Source organism: Cellulomonas chengniuliangii (assembly GCF_024508335.1).
Classification (GTDB): domain Bacteria; phylum Actinomycetota; class Actinomycetes; order Actinomycetales; family Cellulomonadaceae; genus Cellulomonas_A; species Cellulomonas_A chengniuliangii.
The window spans coordinates 2,868,962-2,881,387 of the sequence record NZ_CP101988.1 but is presented as its reverse complement, the minus strand read 5'-3'; the positions used below and the strand labels follow the sequence as shown (position 1 = coordinate 2,881,387).

Below are 12,426 nucleotides of genomic sequence, written 5' to 3'. Positions count from 1 at the left end.
GTGGAGCTGGTGGTGCGGGAGCGTGCGGACTACTCGTTGTCACCGCCTGTCGCGGCGGTCGCGTCGTACATCGGCCCGGCGCCCTCGGTGGCGGTCTCGCCGGCGTCCGGCCAGACCCACTCTCGGACGGACGGCAGGTCCTCGCCGTGCTCGCGGGTGTACTCGCGGGCCTCGAGGCGGGCGTCCATCATCCGCTGGCGCAGGCCCGCGGCCCTCGAGCGCAGGCTCGGGACCTGGTCGATCACGTCGATCACCAGGTGGAAGCGGTCCAGGTCGTTGAGCATCACCATGTCGAAGGGCGTCGTGGTGGTGCCCTCCTCCTTGTACCCGCGCACGTGGATGTTCGAGTGCCCCGCGCGCCGGTACGTCAGCCGGTGGATGAGCCACGGGTAGCCGTGATAGGCGAACACCACCGGCTTGTCGGTGGTGAAGAGCGTGTCGAAGTCCCGGTCGGACAGGCCGTGCGGGTGCTCCTTCGCGTCCTGAAGGCGCATCAGGTCGACCACATTGATCACCCGGACCCGCAGCTGCGGCAGCTCCCGGCGCAGGATGTCCGCGGCGGCCAGCACCTCCAGGGTCGGCACGTCGCCCGCGCAGCCCAGCACCACGTCGGGGTCCTCGCCGGGCGCCTCGTTGCCCGCCCACTCCCAGATGCCCAGGCCGCGGGTGCAGTGCGCCACGGCCTGGTCCATGGTCAGGAAGTTCGGGGCGGGCTGCTTGCCCGAGACGACCACGTTGACGTAGTCCCGGCTGCGCAGGCAGTGGTCGTAGGTGCTGAGCAGGGTGTTCGCGTCCGGCGGCAGGTAGACGCGGACGATCTCGGCCTTCTTGTTGATGACGTGGTCGATGAATCCCGGGTCCTGGTGGCTGAACCCGTTGTGGTCCTGGCGCCACACATGGCTCGACAGCAGGTAGTTGAGCGACGCGATGGGCCGCCGCCACGGGATCTCGCGGGTGACCTTCAACCACTTGGCGTGCTGGTTGAACATCGAGTCGACGATGTGGATGAACGCCTCGTAGCAGTTGAACAGCCCGTGGCGCCCGGTCAGGAGGTACCCCTCGAGCCATCCCTGGCACTGGTGCTCGGAGAGCATCTCCATCACCCGGCCCGCCCGCGCCAGGTGCTCGTCCACCTGCGGGTCGAGGAACTCGGCGTCCCACTGCTTGTCGGTGACCTCGAACACGGCCTGCAGGCGGTTCGACGCCGTCTCGTCGGGCCCGAAGATCCGGAAGTTGTGCGGGTTGCGCCGGATCACCTCGGTGAGCCACTCCCCGAGCACCCGCGGAGCCTCGGCGATCGAGCCGCCGGGCACCGGCACGTCGACCGCGAAGTCGCGGAAGTCGGGCAGGCGCAGGTCGTGCAGCAGCATGCCGCCGTTGGCGTGCGGGTTGTCGCTCATCCGCAGCGGCCCCTCGGGGGCGAGCGCGCGGATGTCGGCCTCGACCCGGCCGTCCGCGTCGAACAGCTCCTGCGGCCGGTACGAGCGCATCCACTGCTCGAGTGTGGCCAGGTGCTCCTTGGTGTCGCGCGCGCTGGCCAGCGGCACCTGGTGCGCGCGCCACGAGCCCTCGACCTGCTTGCCGTCGATGACCGGGGGGCAGGTCCAGCCCTTGGGCGTGCGGAAGATGATCATCGGCCAGGTGGGCCGTGACTCGTCGCCCGCCGCGGCGCGGGCCTTGATCTCGGCGATCTCGTCCATCACCGTGTCGAGCAGCTCGGCGAACCGGGCGTGGTACGACAGCGGGGACTCGTCGTCGAACCCCGCGACGAACTCGTGCGGCTTGTGGCCGTAGCCGCGCATCAGGTCCAGCAGCTCCGAGTCCGGGATCCGCGCCAGCACCGTCGGGTTCGCGATCTTGTACCCGTTGAGGTGCAGGATCGGCAGGACCACCCCGTCGTTCAGGGGGTGCACGAACTTGTTGGAGTGCCAGCTCGTCGCCAACGGGCCGGTCTCCGCCTCGCCGTCGCCGATCACCGCGGCGACCAGCAGGTCCGGGTTGTCGAACGCGGCGCCGTACGCGTGGGACAACGAGTAGCCGAGCTCGCCGCCCTCGTGGATCGAGCCGGGCGTCTCGGGCGCGACGTGGCTGGGGATGCCGCCCGGGAAGGAGAATTGCCGGAACAGCCGGCGCAGGCCCTCGCTGTCCTCGGTGATGTCGGAGTAGACCTCCGAGTACGTGCCGTCCAGGTAGGCGTTCGCGACGAGGCCCGGGCCGCCGTGGCCCGGGCCGGTCACGTACAGCGTGGACTGCTGGCGGTCGCGGATCATCCGGTTGAGGTGCGCGTACAAGAAGTTCAGCCCGGGCGTGGTGCCCCAGTGGCCCAGCAGCCGGGGCTTGACGTCGTCGACCGTCAACGGCTCGCGGAGCAGCGGGTCGTCCAGCAGGTAGATCTGCCCGACCGACAGGTAGTTGGCGGCGCGCCACCACCGGTGGAGGACTTCGAGCGTCTCCGGCCCGACAGGCGGGCCGCCGGTGGCCCAGCTCTGGGGGGACGTGCTGCTCACGGGTGTCGCCATCGTGCTCATGCTGTCCCGCCTTTCGTCCTGCCCCCGGGGCCGCAGCGTCGGAAGCGTGTCAAGCCTTACGTCTGTCGCGACGGTCGAGTGGGACGTCCGACCCAGGCGGGGGACGACAGGACCACCGTCTGGGTCCTCCTGTCATACAACCTCATGCGGCGAGTCGGCGCACAGCCTGCCGATGACCACGGGGAACAGGTGCGCAGGTCGCACGCTCGCCGCGCCGGGGTCCCAGCCCCGGATGTGGGCGAACTCACCCCTGTGCGCGGCCCTCTCGGCGTGCGGCTCCCGCGAGACGGCCCGACGCGCGCCCGGGCGCCACCCCGCCGGGTTACCGTGGATCGTGCCCGCGTCACCGCCCCCCGCGACACCCCTCGCCGGTCCCGCGCCCTCCCCGTCCGCGCCGACGGGCCGCGTCGAGCCGACCACGTTCCTGCGCGCCGCCGTCCGGCCCCGCATGCTCGCCCTGCTGGCGGTGCTGCTCGTCGCCGCTGCGCTGTGCGCGCGGCTCGGGGTGTGGCAACTCGACCGGGCGGAGGTGCGCGGCGGCGCCACCGAGGCCGAGGAGCAGGCAGCCCGGGAGGCCGAGACGCCGCGCGACATCGGCGACGTGCTCCCGCCGCAGACCACGTTCACCGGGTCGCTCGTCGGGCAGCGCGTGGTCGCCCGCGGGACGTATGAGCCCGAGGGGCAGCTGCTCGTGGCGGACCGGGCGATCGCCGAGCAGTCCGGCTACCTGGTGCTCACGCCGCTGCGGGTCAGCGACACCCTCCCCTCGGCCGCCGGTGGCGGCGTCGGGGACGCGGCGCCCGTGCTGCCGGTGGTGCGCGGCTGGGTCGCGGACCCGGCTGACGCCGCGGCCCTGGCGGTCCCCGAGGGCGAGGTCACCGTGACCGGGTTCCTACAGTCGTCCGAGGGCCCGGGGATGTACGACCGGCCCCCGGGACAGGTGGACGCGATCAGCTCCGCGGAGCTCCTCGGCCACTGGCGCGGCCCGATCTGGACGGGGTACGTGGTGATGGTCGAGGCGGAGCCGGCCGACGCCGCGCTCAGCGCCGGCCTCGAGCTGATGCCACCGCCCACCCGGGTCGGCTCCGGGCTGAACATCCAGAACCTCGCGTACGCGGCCCAGTGGTGGATCTTCGGCGGCTTCGCGCTGTTCGTGTGGGTCCGGCTCGTTCGGGACGAGGCCGCCGGCGACGGGCCCGTGCCCGAGGGCGGCGACGACCACGGGGACGACGGGCACGGGGACAACGACGGCGGAGACGGAGACGAGCCCGCCGCTGCCGATGGACCGGCGCTCAGCCGGCGGGTGGACGTCTCCGCATCTCCTTGACCGCCCGGCGGCGCCGCTCGCCCTGCGCGCGGCGCTCGCGCGACGACCTGCTGGCCCGTGTCGGGCGCCGGGGGACCGGGGGCGGGGCGAGCGCCTCGTCGAGCAGGGCCTGCACGCGGGCGAGCGCGGCCTCGCGGTTGCGCAACTGAGAGCGGTGCTCGGAGGCCGCCACGGTCAGCACGTCGCCGTCCAGCCGTGCCGCGAGCCGTGCCCTCGCCCGGTCCAGCTGGGCCGGGCTGGTCCAGGCGATCGCGGTGAGGTCCACGGAGAGCTCCACGCGCGAGTCCGCCGTGTTGACGGACTGGCCGCCCGGCCCGCTCGACCGGGAGAACCGCCACCCGAGCGCGTCGGGCGGGAGGGTGGCCCCGCCGCGGAGCTGCCGTGAACCGAACATGCGTCCAGGATTCGCTATCGCACAGGGGTCTGTCACGGGCATACTCGCTCCGGTCGGGTCAAGTTCCCGGCGTCGCACCGTCGAAGGAGACCGCGTGTTCGTCAGGTCGTACGAGCCCTTCGACCGGCAGGACGTCTACGACGTCTGCGTGCGCACGGGCGCCGCGGGGGCCGACGCGCGCGGCGTGTACAGCGACGACGACCTGCTGCCCGACGTGTACGCGGGGCCGTACCTGCATCTCGAGCCAGAGCTCGCGTTCGTGCTGGACGACGGCGACCGGGCGGTCGGCTACGTGCTCGGCACCGCCGACACGCAGGCGTGGGCCGCGGCGTACCGCCGGCACTGGCTGCCGCTCGTTGCGGCCCGGCGGGCCCGCGTCGAGGCGCCCGTCACACCCGAGGAGCACCTCGTGGAGCAGCTGCACCACCCCGAGTGGAACGTGCGTGACGTGCTCGCCGACTACCCCGCCCACCTGCACATCGACCTGCTGCCCGAGCACCAGGGCGCGGGCCACGGGCGCGAGCTGATGCGGGTCTTCCTCGCGGCGCTCGCCGAGCGGGGGGTCGGGGCCGTGCACCTCGGGGTGTCGAACCAGAACGTCGGCGCCCAGCGGTTCTACGCGCGGCTCGGCTTCCATCGGATCGATGCGGCCAGCGACACGGACGTCACGTTCCTGGGCCGCGCGACCGACGTGCCGGTCTGACCGACCGCGCCTGACCCCGCCCGAACTCGCTCGACCTCCAGGGCCCCCTCAGTCGCTCTGCCAGGAACGCCACAGCGCCGCGTACTCGCCGCCCGCTCCCACCAGCTCGTCGTGCGAGCCGATCTCCGCGATGCGCCCGCTGTCCACCACGGCCACCCGGTCGGCGTCGTGGGCGGTGTGCAGCCGGTGGGCGATGGCCACCACGGTGCGCCCCTCGAGCACGGCGGACAGCGACCGCTCCAGGTGCCGCGCCGCCCGCGGGTCGAGCAGCGAGGTCGCCTCGTCGAGCACCAGGGTGTGCGGGTCGAGCAGCACCAGCCGGGCCAGCGCGACCTGCTGGGCCTGCGCGGGGGTCAGCGCCGCGCCGCCCGAGCCGACGACCGTGTCGAGCCCGTCCGGCATCGCCTCGACCCAGTCCCACGCGTCGACCGCCCGCAGCGCGCGCTCGAGGTCCTCCTCGTCGGCGTTCACCGCGGCCAGGCGCAGGTTCTCGGCGATGGTCCCCACGAAGACGTGGTGCTCCTGGGTGACCAGGGCGACATGGCCGCGCAGCTCGTCCAAGGGCAGGTCCACCAACGGGACGCCGCCCACGGTCACCGTGCCCCCGGTGGGCGGGTGCACGCCCGCGAGCATGCGCCCGAGGGTCGACTTGCCCGCCCCCGACGGGCCGACGACGGCGAGCCGCTCACCCACCCGGAGGTCGAGGTCGACACCGTGGAGCACGTCGTGCCCCTCCCGGTAGGCGTACCGCACGCCGCGCGCGACGACGTGCTCGTCGTCGGGCCGGGCCTCGCGCTGCTCACGGTCCGGGGAGACGTCCGCGACGCCGACGATGCGCGCGAGCGAGGTCGCCCCCACCTGGGTCTCGTCGAGCCAGAAGATCAGCTCGCCGATCGGCTGGGCGATCTGCACGGCGTACACCGCGATGGTGGTGACGGCGCCGATCGTCGCGTGGCCGGTCGAGACGAGGTGCGCGCCCCACGCGAGGACGGCCACCAGCGGGAGCAGGAATGCGAGGTCGATGCCGGGGAACAGCACGGAGCGCAGCCAGAGCGTGCGCTTCTCGGCCTGGAACGCCACACCGATGTCCCGGTTGAGCCGCGCCCGTCGCCGGCTGCCCAGCCCGAGCGCGTCCACGGTGCGGGCGCCCTCGACGGACTCGGTGATGGCGCCGCTGATCGTGGCGTAGGAGGCGCCCTCGGCCAGGTAGGCGGGGGTGGCGCGGCGCAGGTACCAGCGGCAGACGACGATCAGCACCGGGGCGCCGGCGAACAGCGCCGCCGCGACCAGGACGTTGGTGGCCAGCGCCGCGACCACCGTCAGCACGATGGTCACGACCGTCACGAGGACGCGGGGGACGCCGAACCGCACCGTGTGCTGCACCCGGTCGACGTCCGTGGTGGTGCGCGCGACGAGGTCGCCCGTGCCCGCCCGCTCCACGGTGGACAGCGGAAGCCGGGTGACGGTGGTGACGAACTCCTCGCGGAGCTCGGCGAAGACGGTCTCCCCGAGCACCAGGGCGGAGCGCTGCGCGTACCTGACCATCCCCGTCTGCGCCAGCACCGCGACGACGAGGATCGCCACCGTGCGGTTGACGTAGGCGGCGTCCGCGCCGTGCCCGACGGCGTCGACGAGGCGCCCGAGCAGCCACGGGCCCACCAGCCCGGCGCTCGCGGACAGCGCGTTCAGCAGCACCACCCCGATCAGCGGGCGGCGGTGCCGGCGCAGCAGGACGCCTGTGTGGCGGCGCAGCGTGGGTCCGTCAGCGACGGGCAGCTTCACGGCTGTCCTCCTTCGTCGGCTCGGCCTCGTCCGGCCCGGCGCCGTTGGTCGGCTCAATGTCATGGGCGCCTGCGGCGCGGTCGGTCGGCTCGTCGTCGTCGTCGCCCGCGGTCCGGGACACGACCGCCCGGTAGGCCTGGGACGCGGCGTCGTGGCCGTCCATCAGCTCCCGGTGCCGACCGCGAGCGGTGACCCGGCCGTCGGCGAGCAGCGCGACCTCGTCGGCCACGTCCAGGACCAGGGGGCTGGCCGTGACCAGCACGGTGGTGCGGCCGGCGCGCGCCTGGGCGAGCCGCCGGGCGATCCGCGCCTCGGTGTGGGCGTCGACTGCGCTGGTCGGCTCGACGAGCACGAGCACCTCCGCCTCGGTGAGCAGGGCGCGCGCGAGGGCGACGCGTTGGCGTTGGCCGCCCGAGAGCGAGCGGCCCTTCTCCTCGATGTCCCCGGCGAGGCCGCCGGGGACCGAGTCGAGCACGTCCCCGGCGTCGGCCACCCGGAGCGCCGCGAGCAGCTCGGCCTCGGTGGCCGTGCCGCGCACGTCCAACTCCTCCACGAGGGAGCCGGTGAACAGCGTGGGGGTGGACTCCGCCACGACGATCCGCTCGCGGACCTGCGCGAGCGGCAAGTCGGCCAGGGCCACGTCGCCCCAGCGCACCACGGGGCCCAGGGCGGCGCCCGCGTCCGCCGCGCCGCCCTGGCCGAACCGGCCGATGCGCAGCGCCACCGCGGCCGACTCGTCGGGGTCGGCGCTCACCAGCGCCAGCAGCCGTCCGGGCCGGACGACGAGACCGCTCGCCTCGTCGAGGATCTCGTCGCCCTCGCGAGGGCTGGTGGCCGGCGTGCCGGCAACGGCTCCCGCGTCGACTGCCGGCACGCGGAGCACCGCGAGGATCTTGCGGGAGCCGACGACCACCCGGGTGACGATCCGCATCACCTCGACCGCGGTCCACAGCGGCTGGGTGAGGTAGGCGGCGAAGCCGTAGCAGGCGACCAGCTCGCCCGTGGTGATCTCGCCGGCGATCGCCAGGTGCGAGCCCATCCAGACCACGATCGCGAGGAAGGCGCCGGGCAGCAGCGTCTGGAGGGCGTCGAGCAGCGACTGCGTCTGGGCGACGCGGACGCCCGCCTGGCGCACCTCCTGGGACTGCGCGCGGTAGCGGCCCGCGAACACCTCCTCCCCGCCGATGCCGCGCAGGATCCGCAGCCCCGAGACGGTGTCGGCGCCCAGCGTCGTGAGCTTGCCCTGGGCCTCGCGCTGGATGTGCTGGCGCCGCTGCAGCGGCTTGACCAGGAATGCGAGGGACGCCACGACGACGGGCAGGCCGAGCAGCACGAGCAGCCCGAGCGGCGTCGAGGTGCGCATCAGCACCACCGCGACGACCAGGTACGCGAACGCCGCGCCGATGGCCCGGGCCGCGTTGGCGTACAGCTGTCCGAGCCAGTGGCTGTCCGTGGCGACGGTGGCGACCACCTCGCCGGTGGGCAGGACGGAGGTGACCTGGTCTCCGGTGCGGGTCACGTGGTGCCCGACGAGCTGGGACGCGCGGTAGGCCGCCCGCAGCCAGTTCTCGACATCGAGCCGGTGGCCCCACACGTTGGCCACGGCCTGCACCAGGCCAACCGCGGCGAGCACCCCGAGACCGCGCCACAGCTCCGCGCTCAGGCCGTTCTGCAGCCCGCCGTCGACGATCCTGCCGACCAGGTAGGGCATCACCGCGGCGGAGACGGCCGCGACGATCCCCACGGCGATCGCCCCCGTCAGCAGTGCCGCCTGGCGGCGCGCGATCCACCAGAGGAACGCGGCGGGGGAGGAGAGAGGCGGGGTGCCAGGATCGGGCACGGGGAGCTGACGCACCCGGACACGGTACGGCGGACCGCCCACGCGCCCGAAGCGCATTTCTCGCGGCCGGGCAGGCCGCACAGCGGCACGCCGCGTGGGGATTGCGAAACGCGGCACAGATCACGCCGGAACGGCCGGGAGCGTGATCGATCGTGGGGGAGAATTAGGGCGGCCACGACGTGAGGGCGCGGACCGCGCCGAGGAGAGGACCCCCACATGACGCAGGGCGAGACCACCCCGACGACGGGCGCCGGACCCGTGCCCGCCGACGCTCGCGTCGCGAAGCAGCAGGGAGCCCTCGGCCGGTACCGCGCCATGGCGTGGATCACTGGTGTGACGCTGCTCGTTTTCTCCGTGGAGCTGCTGCTCAAGTACCTGTTCCGGGTGAATGGCGTGGACGCTGACGGCTCCCCAAATGGTGTGCTGGGCAGCTGGATCGGGTTCGTGCACGGCTGGATCTACGTGCTGTACCTCGCGGCCGTCGTCGACCTGTGGTCGAAAATGCGGTGGAGGATGAGCCGTCTTCTGGCTCTCGCGCTTGCCGGCACAGTTCCCGTGATGTCCTTCGTCCTCGAGCGGCGCGTGCACGCCGAAGCCAGCGCGCGCATCGAGCAGGCGGCCGGAACGCCCGCTCGCTGAGCGGCTTCCGGCCGATCCCCACGGTCGGGGCGACTACCCTGGAGGGCGTGACACAGCCCTCCCCGCAGACCCCCCGACCGGTCCTCGTCATCGACTTCGGCGCCCAGTACGCGCAGCTGATCGCGCGCCGCGTGCGCGAGGCGAACGTCTACTCCGAGATCGTCCCGCACACCGCGAGCGTCGAGCAGATCCTCGCCAAGGACCCTGCCGCGATCATCCTGTCCGGCGGCCCCGCCTCGGTGTACGCCGAGGGCGCCCCGTCGGTCGACGCCGGCCTGTTCGAGACCGGGGTGCCCGTGATGGGCATCTGCTACGGGTTCCAGGCGATGGCGAACGCCCTGGGCGGCGTGGTCGCCCAGACCGGCGCCCGCGAGTACGGCGGCACGGCCGTCGAGGTGTCCGACGCGGGCACGCTGCTCGCCGGCTCCCCGGACGAGCAGTCGGTGTGGATGAGCCACGGCGACGCGGTGCACGCCGCGCCCGAGGGGTTCGAGGTGCTCGCGACCTCCGCCGGGTCGCCCGTCGCGGCGTTCGAGGACCGCGACCGCCGCCTCTACGGCATGCAGTGGCACCCCGAGGTCAAGCACTCCCCACTGGGCCAGAAGGCGCTCGAGAACTTCCTCTACGAGGGCGCCGGCCTGAAGCCGGACTGGAACCCCGGCAACGTCATCGCCGACCAGGTCGCCGCGATCCGCGCGCAGGTCGGCGACGCCCGCGTGATCTGCGGGCTCTCCGGCGGCGTCGACTCGTCGGTCGCCGCGGCGCTGGTGCAGAAGGCCGTGGGAGACCAGCTCACCTGCGTGTTCGTGGACCACGGGCTGCTGCGCACCGGCGAGGCCGAGCAGGTCGAGAAGGACTTCGTGGCCGCCACGGGCGTCAAGCTCATGGTCGTCGACGCCCGCGAGCGCTTCCTCGACGCGCTGGCCGGGGTGAGCGACCCGGAGACCAAGCGCAAGATCATCGGGCGCGAGTTCATCCGCGTGTTCGAGGACGCCGCGCGCGAGGTCGTGGCCGACGCCGGCGCCCACGGCGAGGACGTGAAGTTCCTGGTCCAGGGCACCCTGTACCCGGACGTCGTCGAGTCCGGCGGCGGCGAGGGCGCGGCCAACATCAAGAGCCACCACAACGTGGGCGGCCTGCCCGACGACCTGCAGTTCGAGCTCGTCGAGCCGCTGAGGGCCCTGTTCAAGGACGAGGTGCGCGCGGTGGGCCTCGAGCTCGGGGTGCCCGAGGGCATCGTCTGGCGCCAGCCGTTCCCCGGCCCCGGCCTGGGCATCCGCATCGTCGGTGAGGTCACCGCCGAGCGTCTCGACACGCTGCGCGCGGCCGACGCGATCGCCCGCGAGGAGCTCACCAAGGCGGGCCTGGACCGCGAGATCTGGCAGTGCCCCGTCGTGCTGCTCGCCGACGTCCGCTCGGTGGGCGTCCAGGGCGACGGCCGCACCTACGGCCACCCGATCGTGCTGCGCCCGGTGTCGTCCGAGGACGCGATGACGGCCGACTGGACGCGCCTGCCGTACGACGTCCTGGCGACCATCTCGACGCGCATCACCAACGAGGTGCCCGAGGTCAACCGGGTGGTCCTCGACTGCACGAGCAAGCCGCCGGGCACCATCGAGTGGGAGTGACGGCCGTGCGGGGGTGAGCGGCGCCCATCCCCGCACCGACGCGGTCAGGCGCCGTGCTCCGCGGACTCGCGCGCGTCAGGGCGCGGGCGCTTGTCGGCGTACATCGCCCTGTCGGCGTCGGCGATGACCTGCGCCGCGGTGGCGTGCTCCCCGCCGCCGACCCAGGTGGCGCCCAGGGCCGCGGTCGCGGCGACCCGCGCGCCGCCGCCCAGGTCGACGTGCCCGCGCACGACCGCGCGCACCGCCGCGACCAGCTCGTCTCGCCGCTCCGGGGATGCCTCGGCCACGACCAGCAGCTCGTCGCCCCCCAGCCGCGCGACGAGGGCGCCGGTCCCCGCGGCCCGGGCCACCCGGCGTGCGACCGCGCAGATCACGGCGTCCCCCGCGCGGTGCCCGTGTCGGTCGTTGACGACCTTGAGGCCGTCGATGTCCAGGAACAGCACGGCGACGCCGGGCGAGGCGGCCGTAGCGGCCCTGGCGAGGGCGTCGCCGAGGTGCGTGATCGCCGCGCGCCGGTTCGCCAGGCCGGTCAGCTCGTCATGCGTCGCGTGGTGCGCCAGGGTGGCCTCGGCCTCCTCCTGGCGATGCACCAGTCGGCCGATGCGGACCACGACGAGCGGCACGATGACGAGCGTCGACACGGTGAGCAGCATCCAGTCGACGTCGCCGTGCAGCGCCTGCTGGATGCCCGCCAGCACCGGGTTGAGGCCGAGCGCGAGGCCGAACACGCTCAGCCGCTTGACGCTCAGCCGGTCGGGCGCGTGCTCCCCGGGGGCGGTCAGCGCGGCGCGTGCCGGGTGCACCGCCGCGGCGGCGAGGGCGCCGTACGCCACGATCCACACGGGGCCGAGCCAGCTGGCGGAGGTGCCGTCGGCCGCCGAGTACGTCTGGACGCGGGCGACGGTGCCGAGCAACGTGAACGACACCGCGGCCAGCAGGTACAGCAGCGCGGGCCGCGCGGGGCGGTTGACGATCGCGAGGCGCAGGACCATCCCCGCGATGCCGCTGACCAGCAGCACGGTGAGCAGAGTGTTGAACCGCTCAGCGTCGGGGACGTTCTGCCGCACCAGCGCCGGGTGCACCAGCACGACCCACAGCACGCTCGCCGATGCCAGCCACGCCACTCCCGCCTCGACGAGCGTGCCGCCGTCGCGGCGGGCGAAGGGGGTGATGAGGAGCACAGCGCCGACGAGCACCAGCACGTACCCGGTGAGCAGCGCCCAGGCGGCGAGCGGGCCCTCGACGACCAGGCGGTCGCCCAGGCCGACCTGCACGAGCCACACGACGCCGTTCACGGTCAGGGCGGCCAGGCCCGCCGCGAGGCACCACCAGGGCGCCGGGCGGGCGAGGCGGCGACGCGCGAGGTCGGCCAGGACGACGGCGGCGGGTGCGCCGCTCGCCAGCACGATGACCGTGCTGCGCACCCACCCGCCGCTCACCGCGTACACGACGCACAGGAGCATGCCGCCCAGGGCCACGCCGAGGTGTGCCGGAAGGCGTCGTCGCTCCACACCTTGAGGATCGGCCGACCCGAGGCCCGCGTGAGCCCCCGGTCGGGTGATCGTGCCGGTCACCCCGCGGGCCG

9 protein-coding genes are annotated in these 12,426 nt (G+C 73.7%); 4 read left to right on the top strand and 5 right to left on the bottom strand.

Annotated elements, in window-relative coordinates:
- Nucleotides 1-29: 29 nt before the first annotated feature.
- Nucleotides 30-2,519 (bottom strand): phosphoketolase family protein, encoded by a 2,490-nt coding sequence (locus tag NP064_RS13320; RefSeq protein ID WP_227570412.1) that lies wholly within the window; start codon nt 2,517-2,519, stop codon nt 30-32.
- A 343-nt stretch (nt 2,520-2,862) separates the two neighbouring features.
- Between NP064_RS13320 and NP064_RS13315 the strand changes: the two genes are divergently transcribed.
- A complete protein-coding gene (locus NP064_RS13315) occupies nt 2,863-3,855 on the top strand; it encodes an SURF1 family protein (protein WP_227570381.1) in 993 nt (330 codons plus the stop codon).
- Here NP064_RS13315 and arfB read toward each other — a convergent pair.
- Nucleotides 3,821-4,249 (bottom strand): alternative ribosome rescue aminoacyl-tRNA hydrolase ArfB, encoded by a 429-nt coding sequence (gene arfB, locus NP064_RS13310; RefSeq protein WP_227570382.1) that lies wholly within the window; start codon nt 4,247-4,249, stop codon nt 3,821-3,823. The genes NP064_RS13315 and arfB overlap by 35 nt on opposite strands.
- Before the next feature lie 94 nt (nt 4,250-4,343).
- On the opposite strand from arfB, the gene NP064_RS13305 reads away from it, so the two are divergent.
- On the top strand, nt 4,344-4,952 hold the full coding sequence (locus NP064_RS13305) for a GNAT family N-acetyltransferase (RefSeq protein ID WP_227570383.1): 609 nt from the start codon (nt 4,344-4,346) through the stop codon (nt 4,950-4,952).
- Between the two features lie 48 nt (nt 4,953-5,000).
- Here the strand turns inward: NP064_RS13305 and NP064_RS13300 are convergent, their stop codons facing one another.
- Both NP064_RS13300 and NP064_RS13295 read right to left on the bottom strand, forming a co-directional pair.
- On the bottom strand, nt 5,001-6,734 hold the full coding sequence (locus tag NP064_RS13300; RefSeq protein ID WP_227570384.1) for an ABC transporter ATP-binding protein: 1,734 nt from the start codon (nt 6,732-6,734) through the stop codon (nt 5,001-5,003).
- Nucleotides 6,715-8,589 carry an ABC transporter ATP-binding protein gene (locus NP064_RS13295; protein WP_227570385.1) on the bottom strand — a complete coding sequence of 625 codons (1,875 nt, stop codon included), beginning with the start codon at nt 8,587-8,589 and terminating at the stop codon, nt 6,715-6,717. Before NP064_RS13295 ends, NP064_RS13300 begins: the two co-directional genes overlap by 20 nt.
- Nucleotides 8,590-8,790: 201 nt before the next feature.
- On the opposite strand from NP064_RS13295, the gene NP064_RS13290 reads away from it, so the two are divergent.
- Nucleotides 8,791-9,213, top strand: coding sequence for a DUF3817 domain-containing protein (locus NP064_RS13290; RefSeq protein WP_227570386.1), 423 nt, complete (start codon nt 8,791-8,793; stop codon nt 9,211-9,213).
- 47 nt (nt 9,214-9,260) lie between these two features.
- Nucleotides 9,261-10,841, top strand: coding sequence for a glutamine-hydrolyzing GMP synthase (gene guaA / locus NP064_RS13285; RefSeq protein WP_227570387.1), 1,581 nt, complete (start codon nt 9,261-9,263; stop codon nt 10,839-10,841).
- A gap of 44 nt (nt 10,842-10,885) precedes the next feature.
- Here the strand turns inward: guaA and NP064_RS13280 are convergent, their stop codons facing one another.
- Complete coding sequence (locus NP064_RS13280) at nt 10,886-12,352, bottom strand: GGDEF domain-containing protein (RefSeq protein ID WP_227570388.1); 1,467 nt, start codon at nt 12,350-12,352, stop codon at nt 10,886-10,888.
- Between the last annotated feature and the right edge of the window lie 74 nt (nt 12,353-12,426).